Below are 18,376 nucleotides of genomic sequence, written 5' to 3' on the forward strand. Positions count from 1 at the left end.
CCCCATGCCAAGCCAAGCACGCAAGACCCGCATCGGCATGATCGTGCCGTCCTCCAATACCTGCCTGGAGCCGCAAAGCTACCGGATCCTGGGCGACCGTGACGACGTCACCATCCACTTCGCCCGGATCCCGGTCACCCGGATTGCCTTGGATAAATCCTCGGACAAGCAGTTCGACGCCGTGGTCATGCGCTCGGCCGCCGAACTCCTCGCCACCGCCGACGTGGACGTCATCGCCTGGAACGGCACCTCCGGCTCCTGGCTCGGTGCCGACCATGACCGCCGGCTCGTGGAGGGAATCACGGACGCCACGGACATCCCGGCCACCACGTCCACCCTGGCGTACATGGAAGCGTTCCGGACCTACGGCACCGAACGCATCGGGCTCTTCACTCCGTACACCGGGGACGTCAACGAACAGATCGTGGCGTCCTACCAACGGGACGGCATCAAGACTCTCGACCACCGGTTCCTTGGCCTGAGCGACAACGAGTCGTTCGCCCGGGTCTCCGACGCCGAAATGCGGCCCGGATCGTTGGAGCTTGCCGCGACCAGGCCGGACGCCATCATCTACCTCTGCACCAACCTCTACGGGGCCAACATCACCGCGGAAATTGAGGCCGAGACCGGCGTTCCCGTGCTGGACTCGGTGGCCGTAACGCTTTGGCATTGCCTCAGGATGGCGGGCGCACCGCTGCTGGACCCGCGCTGGGGCAGGCTCCTCACGTCTGCCTGAAAGCAACGCGGGGTCAGATACGGCCGATTCTGGGCGGCTTAGTGGGCCATATCCGACCCCGCGTTGCTTGTGGCTCCGTTAGCAGCCAAATGTGACCGTCCGCTCGCCTTGACGCGCGGATCGTCGCCTAGATAATCTCGAGATGCAATAAAGTTTTCTCACAGAACGAAAACTTGAGCCAACTATTCAACGATGAAAAGAGGTTGGACGTGGCTGCAGGAGAAGATACCTCCCATATCCTCAGCGGGTTGACAAACCAGCTGCCTGATCGTGATCCGGAAGAGACCGCCGAATGGGCTGAGTCCCTGGATGCACTGATCAGGGAACAGGGCACGGAACGTGCCCAATACATCATGCGGAGCCTGCTGCAGCGCGCCGGCGCGCAGAGCGTCGGTGTGCCGATGGTGACCACCACGGACTATGTGAACACCATCCCGGTGGACCAGGAAACGGCGTTCCCGGGGGACGAGGAGATCGAGCGGAAGTACCGGGCCTGGCTGCGCTGGAACGCGGCCATCATGGTGCACCGGGCGCAGCGGGCCGATATCGGCGTGGGCGGGCACATCTCCACGTACGCCGGGGCCGCCACCCTGTACGAGGTGGGCTTCAACCACTTCTTCCGCGGCAAGGACCACCCCGGCGGCGGTGACCAGGTCTTCTTCCAGGGCCACGCCTCCCCCGGCATGTACGCCCGTGCGTTCATGGAAGGCCGGCTCGCCGAGGAGGACCTGGACGGATTCCGGCAGGAAAAGTCCAAGGAAGGCCACGCGCTCTCCTCCTACCCGCACCCGCGGCTCATGCCGGACTTCTGGGAATTCCCCACGGTGTCCATGGGCATCGGCCCGATGAACGCGATCTACCAGGCCCAGTCCAACCGGTACCTGCACAACCGCGGCCTCAAAGACACCAGTGACCAGCAGGTCTGGGCGTTCCTGGGCGACGGCGAAATGGACGAGCCCGAGTCCCGCGGCCTGCTCCAGCTCGCCGCGAACGACAAGCTCGACAACCTCAACTTTGTGATCAGCTGCAACCTCCAGCGCCTGGACGGTCCCGTCCGCGGCAACGGCAAGATCATGCAGGAACTCGAAGCGTTCTTCCGCGGCGCGGGCTGGAACGTCATCAAGGTCGTCTGGGGCCGGGAGTGGGATGACCTGCTCACCAAGGACGCCGACGGCTCGCTCGTGAAGATCATGAACGAGACCCCGGACGGTGACTACCAGACCTACAAGGCAGAATCCGGCGGATTCGTCCGCGAGCACTTCTTCGGCAAGACCCCGCAGACCAAAGACATGGTCGCGGACCTGTCCGATGACGAGATCTGGAACCTCAAGCGCGGCGGCCACGACTACCACAAGGTCTACGCCGCGTATAAGGCAGCCACCGAATTCCAGGGTAAGCCCACCGTGATCCTGGCCAAAACGGTCAAGGGCTACGGACTCGGACCCCACTTCGAGGGCCGCAACGCGACCCACCAGATGAAAAAGCTCACCCTCGATGACCTGAAGAAGTTCCGCGACCACCTCCGCATCCCCATCACGGACGAACAACTCGACGCGGATCTCTACCGGCCCCCGTACTACCACCCCGGAATGGACTCCCCCGAAATCCAGTACCTCATGGAACGCCGGCGCGCCCTCGGCGGTTTCGTCCCCGAACGCCGGCCGGACCACGCGCCGGTGGAGCTGCCAGACCCCAAAACCTATGAGATTGCCAAGCGCGGTTCGGGGAAACAGCAGGCCGCCACCACCATGACCTTCGTGCGCCTGCTCAAAGACCTGCTCAGGGATAAGAAGTTCGGACACCGCATTGTCCCGATCGTTCCGGATGAGTCCCGAACCTTCGGCATGGACGCGTTCTTCCCCACGGCCAAGATCTACAACCCGGACGGCCAGGGTTACCTCTCTGTGGACCGGGACCTGGTCCTCGCGTACAAGGAATCCGCCCAGGGCCAGCTGATCCACCCCGGCATCAACGAGGCAGGCGCCGTCGCAGCGTTCACCGCCGCCGGCACCGCCTACGCCACCCACGGCGAGCCGCTGATCCCGGTGTACGTGTTCTACTCCATGTTCGGCTTCCAGCGCACCGGCGACGCCTTCTGGGCCGCCGCGGACCAGATGGCCCGCGGTTTCATCATCGGCGCCACCGCCGGCCGCACCACCCTGACCGGTGAAGGCCTCCAGCACGCCGACGGCCACTCCCCGATCCTGGCCTCGACCAACCCGGCCGTCCTCACCTATGACCCTGCGTACGGGTACGAGATGGGCCACATCATCCGGGACGGCATCGAGCGTATGTACGGGCCGGCCGCAAGCGGCGATGGAACCGGACCGGCATCCGATAAGAACCTCATGTACTACATCACGGTCTATAACGAGCCGATCTCCCAGCCGGCCGAACCAGAGAACCTCGACGTCAACGGTGTGCTGAAAGGCATCTACCGGGTGTCGGCGTCGGGTATCGAAGGGCCCAAGAGCCAGATCCTGGCCTCCGGCGTCTCCGTCCCGTGGGCCCTGGATGCCCAGCGGATCCTCGCCGAGGACTGGGGCGTCTCCGCGGACGTCTGGTCCGTGACGTCCTGGAACGAACTGCGCCGGGACGGGCTCGCCGCGGAGGAGGACGCCTTCCTGAACCCGGGCCAGCCCGCCCGCATACCGTTCGTCACGCAGCAGCTCGCCGATGCACAGGGGCCCGTGGTGGCGGTGACCGACTACATGAAGGCCGTCCCGGACCAGATCCGCCAGTTCCTCCCGCACCAGTTCGCCTCGCTCGGAGCCGACGGCTTCGGCTTCTCCGACACCCGCGCGGCAGCCCGCCGCTTCTTCAAGAACGACACCCACTCGATTGTGGTGAAGACCCTGCAGCTGCTCGCTTCGCGCGGAGAGGTGGACGGCGGCGTGCCCGCCTACGCGATGGACCGCTACAAGCTCCTGGACGTCAACGCCGGGACCACCGGAGGCGCCGGAGGCGACTCCTGACCCCCTCATCCAGACAACAGTTGACGGCAGTGTTCCCGTGGAACACTGCCGTCAACTGTCATGTGGCTGGATAGGCTGGGGCGATGGCTGACCTGGACGAACAACGCACGACGGCGGTGCTGCTTGCCGCCGGCGCCGGGACGCGGCTGGGGCTCGGGCCCAAGGCATTGCTCCGGTTCCAGGGCCGCACGCTCGTTGAAGTGCTGGCAGATGTGCTGCTCGCGGGCGGCTGCCGGGAAGTGGTGACGGTGCTCGGCGCGGCCGCGGAATCGGTCCGCACAGCCACCGATCTCAGCCGGCACCGGGTCATCGACAACCCGGACTGGGCCACCGGAATGGGAAGCTCGTTCCGGGCGGGAGTTGCCGCGGCAGCCCCGGAGGACCATGTGCTTATCGCGCTGGTGGACCAGCCCGGCCTGACCACCGAGACCGTCGCCCGGTTGCTGGCATCCCATAGGCCTGGCCGGGTGACGGCGGCCGCCTACCGCGGCACCGACGGAAAACTCCGGCGGGGACATCCGTTGCTCCTGGATTCCAGCCTCCGCGCTGAGGCCGCGGAAACGGCAACGGGCGACGCCGGGGCACGCCGTTTCCTCCAGGCCCACCCGGAACTGCTAGACCTCGTGGACTGCACCGACCTCTCCGGGGGCGAAGACCTCGACACCCCCGAACAGCTGCACCTCCTCGATTAGCGGTCCGGGCCTCTTTCGTCCCGCCTGCCGCTTCGGCAGAAGCGTCAGCCGTATCTCAGCGGCCCGTACCTGCCAGTAGTACGGCCAGAGACTTGGCAGAAGATTCCCAACCGTGATATTGCGGGGCCCGGTCTTAAACCTCTTAGCTACTATTCTCAAGAATGTCCCGGGCAGCCAACTGTTGGGTACCGCCAAGCGTGTGACAATCCCCGGGCCCGGGACCCGAGCGCTGTAGGTGATATAGATGATGTCCGCGCCGTTCAACAGCTGCGAACGGCGATTCGCGCCGTTCTGCGGTCAATGCGGTCAATGCGGGCAAGCCTGGACCCTCTGTGGCAGGTAGCGCTCGTCAGGTAAGTGAGGCGAGGCAGAAGTGCGTGGCTAGATCAGCAGGCCCTGCAGCTCTTCAGCGATGCTCTGAAGCATGGCTCCGAGTTCGACGCGGAGCTGGTCGGACATGCGATGGGCCGGAACGGAGACGTTAATTCCGTAAAGTACGCCGCTCGGACCGGTTATTGCGACGGCGACCGAATTTACGCCGTCTTCACTTTCTTCGTGGCTGCTTGCGTAACCGGTGTGCCTGATCTTCTCCAGAGCCACTTCCAGGTCGGCCCGGGACGTGATCGAGGCTTTGGTCAGGCCGGGGAGTTCCAGCTGCGGGTACAGCATCCGCAGCTGTTCATCGCTGAGCCGACTCAACATGGCTTTTCCCGTGGCGGTGCAGTTGGCGGGAAGCGTCCGGCCCTGACGGGACCCGACGCGCACCGCCCGTGAGCTTTCGATGGCGTCGAGGAAGTGCGCGTCTGTTCCCTCGAGCCTGGCGAAGTGGACGGTCTCCCCTGTTTCCTTAAATAGCCGTTCCAAGACCGGGCGGGCTAAGGTCCGGACGTCGATCTGGCGCCTGATGGCGAACGCGATGGAGCCCAATGCTTGACCCGGCTCATAGGCCTTGGTGGCAGGGTTTTGCCGCACAAAGCCGCGGTAAAGCAGCATGCCCATGAGCCGGTGCGCGGTCGAGGATGCGACGGCCAAGTAGTTACTGGCATCGGTCAACCTGATGCTGGGCTGGGTTTCGAACAGCAGGAGGAGACGGAGGGCATTGTCGACAGACTCGATGGGGTATTGCGGAGGAGGACCGTACTTCGACACGTCCTCTGACGCTCTCGTTTGCATGCTACTAATGGTACCTAGCGGCGGCGGCCCGGTTCGTGCTTCAGGGTTGGTCATCGTCACGGGTCAATGCCCAGTCTGGCGAGTTCGTGCCTCCAGGCTGTTCCGGTGTTGAAGGACCCGCCGAGATCCGGAAGTTCTGCCATGTCGGTGTCGGGGAGGTCTTGAAGCTGTCCCCCGGCTGCCGTTACTTGAAGTGCCAGCCCTGCCAGGGTGTCGACGCTGATGGCCTGGAGAACCGCTTGTTCCACCGTAGGGGCGGCGCTGGTCAGCCCGTGGCCACGGAGCAGCACCACGGGACGTCCGCTCATGGCATCGATCATTTCACCGGCAAGCCTGTGGTTCCTCACCAAGACGCCCCGGGGGTATATGGGTATCCCGCCTGCTGCGAGGCGGGTGCCCGGAATATCGAACGCGCCGACGATGGGCCTGACTCTGAGCCCGGCGAGGTCGGCGGCAACGACCCGCGGGGGGTGCGCGTGCACGACGGCGTTGATATCCGGGCGGCGTCGAAGCAGCTCGGTGTGCAGTGGAAGTTCGTTGGGGACGGTGTATCCCCCGTCGAGTTCACCTTCGGCGGCCGGATTGCCATCGAGGTCCACCAGTCTGATGTCACGGGCTTCGGTGTATGCGAGTCCTCGCTCCTGAGGGCCCCTGCACCGGACCAGCAGCTTATTCTCGGCCATTCGCAAACTGATGTGACCCAAAATTCCGTCGGCCAGACCGCGGTGGGCCAGCACCCTGCAGGCCAAGGCGATGGCTTCCCTGTGCTCCTCATGGGTTACGGGCGGCTGACTCGCCCGCATCAGGAGGCCGCCAGGGGTTGGGGGTCCAGCAGCGGTTCTAGTTTCTCTCGCAGTTCCTGGATGGTGACCCCTGTTCCCATGCCGCGGCGGCAGGCCAGAAGCGCTTTGGGCCAGTTCACGATCGCGGCACCGCGCAGGTTCACTCCGTCGGTGGTATACAGGGCGGCGAAGCGGCCGTGTAATTCGGGATGGCCGATGATGATGTGCTCAGCGTTTCCTCCCACGCGTCCGACGACCTGGATTTTCCAGTCGTGCTGGTCGCTCCAGACGTACTCGACGGGGGTGTAGGCGCGGGGGCTCTGCGGGTGGGTGATGTTGTAGGCGACGCAGGCGGCCTGTTCCACCGCGTTCGTCCAGTGCTCGATCCGGATGTCCTCGCCGTGCTTTTCGTGCCGCCAGCGCGCGACGTCGCCGACGCCGTAAATGTGGGGGGCGTCCACGGCCCTGCAGTACTCGTCGAGGACCACTCCGTTGTCCACCAGGAGCCCCGAGGCGCCGAGCCAGGCATCGTTGGGAACCGCGCCGATCCCAACCAGCACGGTGGCAGCCTCGACGTTCGCACCGTTAGTCAGCCGGAGGGTGAAGGAGCCCTGTTCGCCGTCGATGGACTCGACCCCGGTGCCGAAGATTGTTGTGACGCCGTTGTTGCGGTGGAGGTCTCCGAACCAATGCCCGATTTCGGGGTTGAAGATGCGGCTCATGGGGATGGGGAGCGGGTCGATGACGGTGACTTCCAGCCCGAGGGAGCGTGCCGTGGCAGCGGCCTCGGCACCGATGAACCCGGCGCCGATCACGGCGAGCGTCCCGCCCTTGAGGAGGTTGGTGCGCAGCTTCCGGGCATCATCGAGCGACCGTAAAACATGGATACCGGGCCGCTGGCCCCATGGCGAGGGGCGGGCCGAGGCGCCCGTCGCGATCACCAAATGATCGAAGCGTACGGGTTCGTGATCTTGGAGCTGCAGCAGGTTTCCGGCGACGTCAATGCCGGTGGCGGCGTGCCCAAGGAGCAACTGGATCCCGGCGTCCTCCGCCTGTTCGCGCGTGAGAAGGCGGATGGATGACTCCTCCGCCTTCCCTGCGAGGACCGATTTAGACAGCGGTGGCTTGTCATAGGGAAGTTCCGGGTCTTCACCGACGAGGATAATTTCCCCTTCGTAGCCCTCCAGACGCAGGGACTGTGCAGCACGCACCCCGCCGATGGAGGAGCCGACGATGACAGTGGTCGTGTTCATTAGTTCTCCACTACAAGTGCGGACACCGGACAGCTGCGGGCGGCCTCGGTGACTCGGGAACGGTCGGCCTCGGGCACCTCGGTCTTGAGGAGAACGACGATTCCGTCATCGTCCAGATCGAAGTAGTCGGTGGCTCCGACAACGCAGTTAGCGTAGCCTTGGCAGGCCTGCAGGTCTGCTTTTACGACAGGCATGGTCAAACTCCTTGGCCTAGGTGTTGGTGTTCTTCTTGTTCTGCGGCGGTTGCTCATCCTCGGTAATGAGCGGCCCGAACGGGTGCCCGATCATGGCAGAGAACGTTGCCGGCGCTTGCCACGTCAGCGACTCCAGCTCCAGGGGGCACAAGGAGACCCACTGGCCGGAGCGCGGGGACTTGATCATCAGCCGCGAGCCGTTGCGTGTCTCGACCCGGCTCACCTGGACCTCGGAAAACTCATTCGCGATCACGATCGGAGTGCCGGTCACGTGCGCTTCAAGCCGACCCATCTCCTGTGCCGCCCGGATGGCGGCAAGGCGATCCTCTTCTTCGCCTTCCCAGCCGATTTTCATAGGAATATGGCCAGGTTCTGCATCCGAATGACCGACTCGTCGACCATGATGGTGCGTCGGGCAAGTTCCCACCCTGTGGCGGTTCGGCGGAGAAGGTCTTCCCGCCCGGCGGACACGGTGGCGGCTTCACGCACGTCACCGCGGCTGCGGAACAGCAGAACGGCTGAATCGACGATGATTTCGTCGGGATGGTGGGTGCGGAACGTGCGGACATTGGTGACGTAGTGGCGCAGCCGCGAGGGAGGATCTTCAGTCCAGGCGTGCTCGGTCGCGAAACGCGCAACCCGGCGGCTTAGGGAGTACCTGTTTTCATCCAGGTGCGCCATACCGGGAGAAGTGCTGTAGCCGGCACCGAGGGCGGTGGTGACGCGGACCGGCATGAGGTAGTGCACGTCCTCAGCTATGCGTGCCATCCACGCGTCATAATCCTGGGCGTCCAGCAGATAGGCTTCATCGACCAGCCAGCGGTGCGCCTCCAGATGGAGTCCGTCACTAAACGGCAGGGACTCTCCGGTCCGCTGTGTTCGCGAAGCATGCCCGCCGAGAACAGATTGTTCCGACAGGGTCTTGCCGTTGCGTTCTTTTGCTGCCTCAACACTCATGGCTAGCCCTCCCTTGAGACGGTCTCGACGGCGGTGCTTCCAGTGCGTTCAGCGGCAGCGCCGAGAGAGCCCGGACCGTTGAGGGAGCCTGTCTGGCCCGCGCTGGTTCCGACGTGCAGCTGGGCGGCTTTTTCGACCGGGCGTTCCAGATGGTCGGCCCAGCGCAGCAGCAGTTCACGCTGGTTGTATTCGCTGTAGCCGACGCGGGTTGAACCCGGACCCGAGTACTGCTCGGTTGTCAGTGGTTCGACAACGTTGTCTCCGTTTTCCAGCATGCCCATGCGGCTGTTCAGCAGCAGGCGCCGCGCCATGGGACCGCCGGCGGTACTGGTCAGGGAAACCCAGTTTTCGACGTCGTCCTGTTCGAACATGCCGCCGCTGCCAAAGCACATCAGGTAGGCCTTGTAGGAAAGGGCCTTGAACTCTTCGGGCGCATTCTTGTCCACGGCGAACCAGGACACGATCTCGGTCTCGTCTTCACTGATCGGCTGCCACTGGCGGATGGAAATAAAGGGAAGCACCTCGTCGGAGTCTTCTTCGACCCGGGGCCAGTTGTGGACGAAGCTCATATTCGGGAACACCGAGGCCGCCGATATCATGAACCCGTCCTTGCCCACGACGTCGAGCTGCTCCTGGCTCCACTGCTCCTTCATGCGTGCGATCATCTCGTCCGGGTAGCCCACATAGCGGAGCCGGTCTTCCAGGCTTCCCTCGGGGAGCTTGTAGGTCGTTCCGCCGCCGTTCCCGGCCCAGTAGGTGGTGCCGTCCTTGCGTTTTTCCGCCTTGGGTTCGCGGAACAGACCGATTTCAACAACGGATGTGTGGGTCTGGGGTGTGTGGTACATGTCGCCGGCGAAGTTTTCGGCGCCGATCTTCCAGTTCGCCTTCACGCGCCACCGCTGGGGGCCGCGCATCTCAATGCCGTCGGCACTCTGCTTCGTGTAGTAGTCCATGTAGAACTTGAAATCGCCGAGGAAGTCCTCAAGCGGCTCCGCGTCCGGATCCAGGCTGATGAAGATCAGCCCGTTGTATACCCCCAGGGAGGGAGCGGGCAGCAGGGTCTGCCCCTTTTTCTTGAAGCCTTCTTCCCCCCCGTAGGCCTCCTGATGGAACGGCAGGCCCACGATGCGTCCGTCGTTGCGGTAGGACCAGCCGTGGTAGGGGCAGCGGAAGTGGGAGGCGTTGCCCATTTCGGCCCGGCAGACCTGCATGCCGCGGTGAAGGCACATGTTGAAGAGTGCCCGGATTTCGCCCTTTTCGTCCCGGGAAATGATGAACGAGTCTTCCAGTACGCGGCGAACCACGTAATCCCCTGCTTCAGGCACTTCGGATTCGTGGGCAACAAAGAGCCAGCTGCGTCCGAAAAGACGCTCCTTTTCGAGTTCGAAGATCTCCTTGTCATTGTAGATGTGCGCAGGGATCATGCCCTGCCGCACGTCCTGAAGGACGCCGCTTTGGTCAGTCATCAATGGATCTCCTTGTCCGGGCCGGCAAATGCCTAGTGGTCTCTGCTGTTCAGAGAATGATTCTGTAATGAAGAGAATGACGCATTATGTGATGTTCGTCAACCCCTGATTCGGCTTTCGGTGCCGAATCACGGGGGCGACCCGCCTTCCGGGCCCCTATCAGTGGCCGTTTTCCGGTAAGTCAGAGTCCCGCGCCGCGGTTTCCCCGCTGTCCAGGCGGGCCATCGCCTCCATGTCCTCTGCAGTGAGCGAAAAATCAAAAACGGAAATGTTCTCTTCGAGCCAGAGCGGGTCTGAAGCCTGCGGAATGGGCACCAGGTCCTGCTGGACGTGCCAACGCAGCAAGACCTGCGCAGGCGATCTCCTGAGGCGGTCAGCGATGTCGACAACACCGGGGTTTCCGCGCAGTCCCGACTCACGGCCTATCGGGCTCCAGGACTCGGTCAGAATGCCAAGCTGCCGGTGGATGGTGCGCGGGTACAGGCGTGCCAGGTCCGGACTCAGCTGGATTTGATTGACGTCGGGGACCACTCCGGTTTCGTCGATGATTCTTCTCAGGTGGGCAGGCTTGAAATTGGAAACGCCGATGGCCTTGACGCGGCCTTCTTCCAACAGCTTCACGAGGCCCTTCCACGCGTCCACGTACCTGTCCTGGGCAGGTACCGGCCAGTGGCACATAAACAGGTCCAGGTAGTCAACGCCGAGCCTCCGTAGACTCTCGTCGTAGGCCCGTCGCACCCCATCCACGCTGTGCGACTCTTTGTTGAACTTGCTGGAGACGAAGATTTCGTCCCTAGGAACGCCTGCCGTGCGGATGCCTCGGCCGACGGCTTCCTCGTTCCCGTACTGGAACGCAGTGTCGATCAGCCGGTAGCCGCACTGAACTGCATAACGCACGGCCGTTTCGCAATCATCGTCCACCATTGGCCACGTGCCCAGGCCGAGCCGTGGAATGGTGTGTCCGTGCAGCAGACCCAGCCGCGGGACCGGGCCAGTGGCCTTAGTCGATTCAGTTGTCATCGGATGCCTTCTTCTCGGGAGCTTTCAGGTGTTCGTGTTGCGAAGGGGTGGAAGGGCCCTGTGGTGGCGGCTCCTCGTGGCGATGCCGCTCTTCCCTCCGTATGCCGCACGCCGCACGCCGCCGGAAGAGTGATGACTACACCGGCTGCGAGCAGTGCCGCGGCAACCGGAGCCACGGTTACCAGCAGGGCCATCCCAAACGGGGTAAAGAAGAGCGCTGATGCACGGACAGTGCCGGTCAGTGCCAGCACATCCCCGCGTTCTTCCGGGTGCACTTCGTCTACAGCAATCGCCGGACCGACGGTTTGCAGGATGCCCGCACCAATGCCAGAGATAACGAGGGCCACGGCAGCCGCAGCTGCCACACCAGCAAGGGGACCCGCGGCCGCCAGCCCGGCTCCCGTGGCGAGAAGGCCCGTGACGAGCGAGGCCCGCACTCCCTTTCGGCGCAGCCAGCTGCCGGCCGCGCTTCCTGCAAGGACGGCGGTGTTGGCTATGGATATCAGAATGCCGATGACTGCTACGGATTGCCCCGCAAGGGAAAGCGCAACGGGAACATAGGAGTCCAGGAGGCTCTTCCACGCCCCTGCCCCGGCGTTCATCCAGCAGGCCGCACCAACCCCGGGTCGCCGCCACAGGCGGCCGGCTTTCATTCCTCCCGCGGACTTTTCTGGAGCAAACAGCGGAAGTCTGACCAGCAGGGCCGCAGTGATGGCGGCCGCTGCACCTGCCGCCGCCGCCACAACCAGCGGCAGCGCTGCCGACGCTTCCCACAGGTAACCTGCCAGGGCAGGCCCCAGCAGCGCCCCCACGCCGGCGGCCAGATTCACGGCAGTCAGCCCTCCGACGGACGTGGCCGACATGCGAACGGCGTGTGTCTGGCTGCTGGTCCAGAACAAGGCGCGGGCCGAGCCCTGGACGAGCTGCGACACTGCAAAAATCACCAGCGCATCCGAGAGCGCAAGGAGGACGCAGGAGACGGCAATCATGACAGCCGAGCCTACGAGGAAGGCTTTGTCCGGGACCCGGCGCATAAGGGCACCCATGAATAGACGCGTCACCAGCTGCGAGACGGCCGCCAGCGCGACCATCAGTCCGACTTCGGGGGCGCTGTAGCCGACACCGATTGCCAATAGCGGCACTACGACCCCAAGGGTCCCGAGGGCGAACGAGAACAGCACCGTCGCGCCAATGCTCAGGGCCCTGTCAGTGCCGGGCGATCGCATGCTTTTCTCTTTGATGGGGCGGCCTGGCAAGACGGCGTCGCTGCTGCTTACCGGACGAAGGCGGGCGCTGCCACCGGCTCGAGGTGGTGGCTCTACGCGCGGACATGCTCGAGGTAGGCGTTTGCCTCCTCCAAGCCGACGACGTCGCCGTATTTGTTGTCGATGTCGAAAAGGCTCGCAAGATGGGGAAGCTCGGCGCGGTCGCCGACACCTTCCTCAACAACGATGGTGTGGAATCCGTAGGAACATGAGTCAACGGCCGTGGCGCGGATACATCCGCTGGTGGTGCAACCGACGAGGATCAGCGTATCGATCCCCTTGGACACCAGGCGCGCTGCAAGGTCGGTCCCGAAAAAGCAGGATGCGTACTTTTTCACCAGCAGCATTTCGCTGCTTTGGCGGGCGAGCCTGTCGTCGAGTTCTACCCATTCGCTTCCCTCAACCAACCAACTGTTGGAGGGGATTTTCCGGATCCATTTACCGGCTTCCTGCAGATCCGTGTCGTAGGCGACTGTCGAGAAGATGACGGGAACTGCCGCCGCCCGTGCCCGTGCCAAAAGTTCCTGTGTCGCCTTCACCTGTTCGTCCAGATCTCCGGCCAAAGGCGATCGTGTATCTGTGAATCCGCGGATGAAGTCAACTACCAGAAGCGCTGGTCGATTGCCGAATCCGATCCTCCCGCCTAGGCCCTTTTCCTTAAACTCGGTCCGCAGCCTTTTGTATTCGTCGCTGGCAGCAGTAGTCATGCTTCCCTCTTCCTTAGGTCGTTCAGAGACCAATGACCCGAGCATCCACGCGCAAGGCGCGGGGTGTAAGGCCTAGGCTTTCTCGCCCAGACGCCGCTCGACAGCCCACAGGGCAAGGTTTCCTGCCAGTGCGATTGCTGCGAGAAGGACGATGATCCCGTACATGGTGGGCAGGTCCAACATTCCGTAGGCGCGCAGGGCCAGGAGGCCCAAACCGGCACGCGCGGCGAAGAACTCGGCAATGATCACGTTGATGAACGCAATGCTGAAGCCGATACGGATACCGACCATGAGTGATGGGGCCATGGCCGGTATGTATATCTTGGTCACGGTCTGCAGCGGGGACAGGCTCAGGGAGCGTGCGAGCTTGGGCAAAAGCGGGTTGATGGCGCGGACGCCTGCTGTGGTCGAGACCATAATGGGAAATACGGCGGCCAGGGCGGCCATTGCGGACTGGGCGCCCACACCCACTCCGAATATCTGGAGAAGAATCGGAAAGAAGATTACACGCGGGATGGCAAATGCGCCTGCCACGAGTGGATCGAATACAGCCCCGAGAAACTTGCTCCGTCCGATGACATAGCCCAGGGGAAATCCAATCGCGGCGGCAATGCAGAACCCGATGGCTACCGCTTGCAGCGTTGCATCGAGATGCCGATAGATGGAGCCGTCGGCGAAGCGCTCCGCCAGAGCGTTAAGGGATGCCGCAGGGGAAGCCACCAGGTCGGTCGTGGAAGACAACACGGCCCAGAGGAGGACAAGTGCTACCAGCACTGCGGCGCGCCACAGGTTGTCCCTGATCACCCTGGATTTCTTTGCTTCCCGATGACCGGTAATTTGTGGAAACGAAGGAATCGTCACGTCGGTACTCACAGCATGTCCCTTCTGATACGTTTCTCTAGCCTGGTGAGGACCGCGTTGACCAGCACGCTGAGAACAATCACCACAGCGATATAGGCCCACATGTCGGCGGTGTTGAGTTCGCGGTAGTAGAAGCCGGCGCGGAAACCGATGCCTTGTGCTGCCAGGATGAATTCCATGGCAACAGTGCCGATTACCGCGTAGATAAAGCCCAGCTTTACTCCCGGGAAAATCAGAGGTGTCGCCGCAGGGAACAGGACCTTCAGGTAATACTGGCGGGGAGAAGCGCTCACGGAGTTGGCGAGCTTATGAAGAATGGGCTTGATTGATTTCAGCGCGACCATCGTCGTCAACGCAATCGGGATGAGGGACATCGAGGCCGCTATGAGAATGATCGGCCCCGCATTCAGTCCCATGACGGCCAGCAGAACCGGATAGAACAACAGGGTGGGCATTGCATATCCCGTGACGATGAACGGCTCAAGGATGCGGCCGGCCGCCGGTACCCGCCACAAGAACACCCCCAACGGGATTCCCAGAACAAGTCCGATGGTGAACGCAATCAGGATTGTCGTCAGTGTACGGGCTGCGTCTTGGCCAAATCGTTCCGTCGGAACGATCGAGACAAGCCGCGCGAGAATCTCCGAGGGTGACACCATAAGCGCCGGGCTTATCATTCCCGTTCTGGTGGTGACCTCGAGAATGACGATCAGCGCCGCCAAAATAGCCCAGCGGACCATGGCTGCTCGGCGTACGAGAGTATCCCTCTGCTTGGGCGGGACTGGCAGGGTCTTTTCCAGGACAGTCACGCGAGCCGCGCCCCTGGGCCGAGCGTCTTTTCCGCCTCCACCTTCACAAGTGCCCACAGGTGGTCTTCCAATTCCCGGAACCTTGGCAGCGCGTGTGTTCCCTCCGGCCGGGGGCGCGGCAAATCGATGGTCACCACCTCTTTGACAATTGAGGGCCTCGCTGACATGACCCAAACTTCGTCGGAGAGGTAGACGGCCTCCTGGATGTCGTGCGTGATAAACAGGACGCGGTTGCGCGTTTTTTCCCAGATGCGCAACAGCTCCCGGCCAATGAACTGCCTGGTCTGCTGATCCAGAGCGCCGAACGGTTCGTCCATGAGCAGGACGCGCGGTTCCATGGCCAGCGCCCGGGCAATAGCCACGCGCTGCTTCATTCCGCCCGAGAGTTGGCCCGGGCGGTGGTCTTCGAAACCTTTCAGTCCCACGAGCTCAATCATGCGACGGGCGCTGTCGTAGCGTTCAGCTTTGGAGATGCCCTTGACTTCCAGTCCGAAAGCCACGTTGTCCAACACGGTGCGCCAATGCAAAGTGGAGTCCTCTTGGAACACCATTGCAGTATCGCGCCGGGGCCCGGTCACCTTCTCTCCGTTGATGCTCACGGACCCCTGTGTGGGCTTGAGGAGGCCGCCGACCATATCGAGCAGAGTGCTCTTGCCGCAGCCGCTGGGGCCTATCACGGACACGAACTTGCCTTCCGGTATCGCTCCGGAAACGTTCTCGACGGCCCGGGTAACCCCGGCACCTGTATCGAAAGTCATTCCTATGTTGTCGAAAACGACGTCGTTTTCGTGTCCTATCGAACGCATGGTGGGTGACTGACTCATGAGAGAAAGTTCTTCATGACGATGGCATTCATGTCCGGTTCCTTGGTCAGTTGGCCCTGAGCCTTACCGGCAGCGACGACGGCGGCCAACTGGGCGTCAGTAAAGTCGAGGCTGTAGAATTTCTGGGAGTTTTTTAGCGCTTCAAGCGCAACTTTCGGTTCGTACTTGATGGCCTTGCCGTATGCATCGGCCGCTTTTTCCAGATCGTTTGAGATGAGGTCCATAGCCTTCTGGAGCGCCCGGCCCCATCCCTTCATTGCCTCGGTGTTCTTGTCGATGAATGACCCCGTCGCAACCAGGCAAGTATCCGACCAATCCGTCACATAGTCGCGGGACCGCCAGATAACCTTCCCGCCACTTTCGGAAGCGATTTTCTCGGAAAGAGGGGATGCCGTCCAAGCAACATCGACGACGTTCTTTGACACCGCAGTCCAGGAATCGCTCGCGGATCCGACGCTGATCAGTTCGACATCCTTGCCGGGAACAAGACCGGCCTCCCGCAGGGTACGGTCTGCAAAATAGGAGGAGTTTGATCCGGGTGTACTGACTGCAACTTTCTTGCCTTTGAGATCCTGGATGGTCTTGATCGGGGAGTCTGCCAGCGCGATGAAGTCAACGGAAGCAGCCGTGTAGAGGTTGCCGAAGATCCTCACATCCATCCCCTTTTCCGCGGCAATGAAGACGGGGATGGTTGAAGAGGTGCCGAATCCAATACCCGACTCAATCCCTCTGACCGTATCCAGCCCTCCCGGGAACTGGATGTGCTCCAGCGTGAGGCCCTCTTCCTCGTAGTAGCCCTCGGACTGGGCGATGAAGAACGGAGCCGAGTGGATCAAACTCGCCAAGCCCGTAATCGCGACATCACCGGAATACCCTTTGGAAGCGCCACCGCCGCTGCCCCCAGCCTGCCCACAACCCGTCGTGAGCCCTAGAAACACGACACCCCCCGCTGCGGCCGATAGTTTCAAGAATCCCCGGCGGTCCGGATTGCCTAAGGTCGATTGCATGCGTTTCTCCTCGTCATTGTGTGTAGCGCATGATCCAGTAAGTGAAACACATCACTTCACTGCTGTCCAGATTATTCTTCTGCTAAGCAGAGTCTTGCTCTCGTACAAAGTCGAGCGCTACAACCGCACCATGCTCGATGAATGGGCCTACGCGGAAGCCCTACGCATCAGAAACCGCGCGTGTTGCCGCTCTGGCCAAAGTGGGATGCCGGTTGGAGTTGCCGCCGTGGCAATCGGCGGAACCAGGGCGTCCATGACCGGCTGTTCGTCCGGACCTCGGCCCCGCCCTGACGCCGGAGATCGTCAGCCCACGTCGCGACCAGGCATAGCCCGATCATCCATCCTCCAGCGCATGAGGTCGAACTCCCCGGAATGTCGGATGGAAAACTAACATTGCCGACGACAAAGGGACCTGAATCATGCCTGCGTGTGGAACTCCGACACGTCGGCTGCAATCTGATCTAGAAAATTGCACAGCGAATTACGCGCTGGCCCACCCTTTGTGCGCTCGGCGCCGACTGCTTCCCCGCTGCGGGTCTTCCTGGCCTTGGCAGCCCCTTTGCCCATGGTCACTGAGGCGCTGGGGTGTGTGCCCTCGCTGCGTTCGGCCGCGAGGCGTCCGCGTATCTGAGTTTCGTTCGCCCCGGTGTTTGCCAAGGATTCAGCGAACAATAATCATTGTTCAACCTTACATATCTTCATTGTCGGCGTTTCAAAGCGCGGGAGTTGCAGTGGATGCGAGAACTCCCGTTGCGTGTCCGTGTCCATCTAAGTTGACGCACTGCAGTCATACCCCAGAGCACGGCTGGCTTCCAGGCCAGCGCGGGCAACCACGGGCCCCAGCCGTTCGACGTCGGCGGGCCCAATCCGCTGGTTAGGAAACCCCAGGCCGATAGCGCAAGTGAGCCGCCCGGCGTGGTCGAATACGGGTGCACTGATGGAACCGACGTCCTCGTTCCGTTCCCCAAAAGCCGCATAAAACCCCTGTTCCCGGGCCATAGCCGCCTGTTTCTGAAGCTTTTCCAAGGACGCCGGCGTGCCGGGGGTAAAACTGTCGAGTCCGTGCTCGTCCAGGGCATCCCACGCCTCGGGGTCGAATGCAAGAAAAATTTTGCCCGGGGCTCCAGCATGCAGCGGCATCACCATGCCCACCATGAACGGCCGCATCACGACGTGGCGCGTCTCGGCAACGGCAACGATGGTCCGGAAGGCCCCATCCCGGACGTATAGGCATGCGGTCTCACCTGTGTCGTCGCGCAATTGCTGCAAGACCGGTTTCACCAAGCGGACCACGTCCAGCCCGAACGTCCCGGGAGTAGCCCAGCGCACCAGCCCGATGCCGATCCGGTACCGGTCGCCCTCGCGGTCCAGGAAGCCTTCCCGCAGCATGTTCTGCACCAGCCGCTGGCAGGTGCTGGAAGGCAGGCCCGTCTTCCGGATGATCTGCTGAAGCGTCGGCTCCGGAGCGTCGACCGAAAAACAGTCCAGGATCTCCGCCACCTTATGCAGGACCAGCAGGGGTGAGGCCCCAGCGCCCGGTTCCGTCGCCACTTTTTGTACATCCCTTCAGCTACTGTTCCGTGAGAGCCTCCAGCTTAGTGAGCCGGAAGCGGACCTTCGGAACGTGATCTATTTGACATCCTAGCCGGGTGACC

The 18,376-nt window shown here is 62.6% G+C and carries 18 protein-coding genes; 3 read left to right on the forward strand and 15 right to left on the reverse strand.

Annotated features, from left to right (window positions below):
- The first annotated feature begins 4 nt into the window (after positions 1–4).
- The 3 genes from NG697_RS16895 (at position 5) to nboR (ending at position 4,403) form a co-directional block, all read left to right on the forward strand.
- Positions 5–736: a maleate cis-trans isomerase family protein gene (locus NG697_RS16895; protein ID WP_252614715.1), complete on the forward strand. Its 732-nt coding sequence runs from the start codon at positions 5–7 to the stop codon at positions 734–736.
- 209 nt (positions 737–945) lie between these two features.
- The gene (gene aceE / locus NG697_RS16900) at positions 946–3,711 is read left to right on the forward strand and encodes a pyruvate dehydrogenase (acetyl-transferring), homodimeric type (RefSeq protein WP_252614717.1); all 2,766 of its coding nucleotides are present in this window, start codon (positions 946–948) and stop codon (positions 3,709–3,711) included.
- Positions 3,712–3,794: 83 nt separating this feature from the next.
- A complete protein-coding gene (gene nboR / locus NG697_RS16905; protein ID WP_252609660.1) occupies positions 3,795–4,403 on the forward strand; it encodes a nicotine blue oxidoreductase in 609 nt (202 codons plus the stop codon).
- Positions 4,404–4,784: 381 nt separating this feature from the next.
- On the opposite strand, the gene NG697_RS16910 is transcribed toward nboR, so the two are convergent.
- The 15 genes from NG697_RS16910 to NG697_RS16985 all read right to left on the reverse strand — a co-directional run bounded on the left by NG697_RS16910 (position 4,785) and on the right by NG697_RS16985 (position 18,272).
- Positions 4,785–5,576 (reverse strand): IclR family transcriptional regulator, encoded by a 792-nt coding sequence (locus tag NG697_RS16910; protein WP_252609658.1) that lies wholly within the window; start codon positions 5,574–5,576, stop codon positions 4,785–4,787.
- 56 nt (positions 5,577–5,632) lie between these two features.
- Entirely contained in the window at positions 5,633–6,379 is a 747-nt protein-coding gene (phtC, locus tag NG697_RS16915) for a 3,4-dihydroxyphthalate decarboxylase (protein WP_252609656.1), read from the reverse strand.
- Complete coding sequence (locus NG697_RS16920) at positions 6,379–7,611, reverse strand: NAD(P)/FAD-dependent oxidoreductase (RefSeq protein WP_252609655.1); 1,233 nt, start codon at positions 7,609–7,611, stop codon at positions 6,379–6,381. The genes phtC and NG697_RS16920 overlap by 1 nt, the downstream gene beginning before the upstream one ends.
- Positions 7,611–7,805, reverse strand: coding sequence for a ferredoxin (locus NG697_RS16925; protein WP_252609654.1), 195 nt, complete (start codon positions 7,803–7,805; stop codon positions 7,611–7,613). Before NG697_RS16925 ends, NG697_RS16920 begins: the two co-directional genes overlap by 1 nt.
- 16 nt (positions 7,806–7,821) lie before the next feature.
- Complete coding sequence (locus NG697_RS16930; protein ID WP_252609653.1) at positions 7,822–8,160, reverse strand: hypothetical protein; 339 nt, start codon at positions 8,158–8,160, stop codon at positions 7,822–7,824.
- A complete protein-coding gene (locus NG697_RS16935) occupies positions 8,157–8,762 on the reverse strand; it encodes a 3-phenylpropionate/cinnamic acid dioxygenase subunit beta (protein ID WP_252609652.1) in 606 nt (201 codons plus the stop codon). The genes NG697_RS16930 and NG697_RS16935 overlap by 4 nt, the downstream gene beginning before the upstream one ends.
- 2 nt (positions 8,763–8,764) lie before the next feature.
- Positions 8,765–10,228, reverse strand: coding sequence for a Rieske 2Fe-2S domain-containing protein (locus NG697_RS16940; protein ID WP_252609651.1), 1,464 nt, complete (start codon positions 10,226–10,228; stop codon positions 8,765–8,767).
- Between the two features lie 159 nt (positions 10,229–10,387).
- Positions 10,388–11,248, reverse strand: coding sequence for an aldo/keto reductase (locus tag NG697_RS16945; RefSeq protein WP_252609650.1), 861 nt, complete (start codon positions 11,246–11,248; stop codon positions 10,388–10,390).
- Entirely contained in the window at positions 11,245–12,474 is a 1,230-nt protein-coding gene (locus tag NG697_RS16950) for an MFS transporter (RefSeq protein WP_252614718.1), read from the reverse strand. The genes NG697_RS16945 and NG697_RS16950 overlap by 4 nt, the downstream gene beginning before the upstream one ends.
- Before the next feature lie 92 nt (positions 12,475–12,566).
- Positions 12,567–13,220 (reverse strand): N-carbamoylsarcosine amidohydrolase, encoded by a 654-nt coding sequence (locus NG697_RS16955; RefSeq protein WP_252609647.1) that lies wholly within the window; start codon positions 13,218–13,220, stop codon positions 12,567–12,569.
- Positions 13,221–13,292: 72 nt separating this feature from the next.
- Positions 13,293–14,093: an ABC transporter permease gene (locus NG697_RS16960; RefSeq protein WP_252614719.1), complete on the reverse strand. Its 801-nt coding sequence runs from the start codon at positions 14,091–14,093 to the stop codon at positions 13,293–13,295.
- Positions 14,090–14,821, reverse strand: coding sequence for an ABC transporter permease (locus tag NG697_RS16965; RefSeq protein WP_252614720.1), 732 nt, complete (start codon positions 14,819–14,821; stop codon positions 14,090–14,092). Before NG697_RS16965 ends, NG697_RS16960 begins: the two co-directional genes overlap by 4 nt.
- 65 nt (positions 14,822–14,886) lie before the next feature.
- A complete protein-coding gene (locus NG697_RS16970; protein ID WP_252614724.1) occupies positions 14,887–15,714 on the reverse strand; it encodes an ABC transporter ATP-binding protein in 828 nt (275 codons plus the stop codon).
- Positions 15,711–16,721: an ABC transporter substrate-binding protein gene (locus NG697_RS16975; protein WP_252609641.1), complete on the reverse strand. Its 1,011-nt coding sequence runs from the start codon at positions 16,719–16,721 to the stop codon at positions 15,711–15,713. Before NG697_RS16975 ends, NG697_RS16970 begins: the two co-directional genes overlap by 4 nt.
- A gap of 768 nt (positions 16,722–17,489) precedes the next feature.
- A complete protein-coding gene (locus NG697_RS16985) occupies positions 17,490–18,272 on the reverse strand; it encodes an IclR family transcriptional regulator (protein WP_252609640.1) in 783 nt (260 codons plus the stop codon).
- Positions 18,273–18,376 lie beyond the last annotated feature (104 nt).

This window comes from Pseudarthrobacter raffinosi, assembly GCF_023913835.1.
Classification (GTDB): domain Bacteria; phylum Actinomycetota; class Actinomycetes; order Actinomycetales; family Micrococcaceae; genus Arthrobacter; species Arthrobacter raffinosi.

Excerpts from the sequence above, each read along its gene's own strand:
- NG697_RS16970 (WP_252614724.1), bottom strand. The coding sequence starts at position 15,714 with ATGAGTCAGTCACCCACCATGCGTTCGATAGGACACGAAAACGACGTC.
- NG697_RS16955 (WP_252609647.1), bottom strand. The coding sequence starts at position 13,220 with ATGACTACTGCTGCCAGCGACGAATACAAAAGGCTGCGGACCGAGTTT.
- phtC (WP_252609656.1), bottom strand. The coding sequence starts at position 6,379 with ATGCGGGCGAGTCAGCCGCCCGTAACCCATGAGGAGCACAGGGAAGCC.
- NG697_RS16935 (WP_252609652.1), bottom strand. The coding sequence starts at position 8,762 with ATGAGTGTTGAGGCAGCAAAAGAACGCAACGGCAAGACCCTGTCGGAA.
- NG697_RS16895 (WP_252614715.1), top strand. The coding sequence starts at position 5 with ATGCCAAGCCAAGCACGCAAGACCCGCATCGGCATGATCGTGCCGTCC.
- NG697_RS16945 (WP_252609650.1), bottom strand. The coding sequence starts at position 11,248 with ATGACAACTGAATCGACTAAGGCCACTGGCCCGGTCCCGCGGCTGGGT.
- NG697_RS16975 (WP_252609641.1), bottom strand. The coding sequence starts at position 16,721 with ATGCAATCGACCTTAGGCAATCCGGACCGCCGGGGATTCTTGAAACTA.
- nboR (WP_252609660.1), top strand. The coding sequence starts at position 3,795 with ATGGCTGACCTGGACGAACAACGCACGACGGCGGTGCTGCTTGCCGCC.
- NG697_RS16965 (WP_252614720.1), bottom strand. The coding sequence starts at position 14,821 with ATGGTCCGCTGGGCTATTTTGGCGGCGCTGATCGTCATTCTCGAGGTC.
- NG697_RS16920 (WP_252609655.1), bottom strand. The coding sequence starts at position 7,611 with ATGAACACGACCACTGTCATCGTCGGCTCCTCCATCGGCGGGGTGCGT.
- NG697_RS16950 (WP_252614718.1), bottom strand. The coding sequence starts at position 12,474 with ATGCGATCGCCCGGCACTGACAGGGCCCTGAGCATTGGCGCGACGGTG.
- NG697_RS16930 (WP_252609653.1), bottom strand. The coding sequence starts at position 8,160 with ATGAAAATCGGCTGGGAAGGCGAAGAAGAGGATCGCCTTGCCGCCATC.
- NG697_RS16940 (WP_252609651.1), bottom strand. The coding sequence starts at position 10,228 with ATGACTGACCAAAGCGGCGTCCTTCAGGACGTGCGGCAGGGCATGATC.
- NG697_RS16910 (WP_252609658.1), bottom strand. The coding sequence starts at position 5,576 with ATGCAAACGAGAGCGTCAGAGGACGTGTCGAAGTACGGTCCTCCTCCG.
- NG697_RS16925 (WP_252609654.1), bottom strand. The coding sequence starts at position 7,805 with ATGCCTGTCGTAAAAGCAGACCTGCAGGCCTGCCAAGGCTACGCTAAC.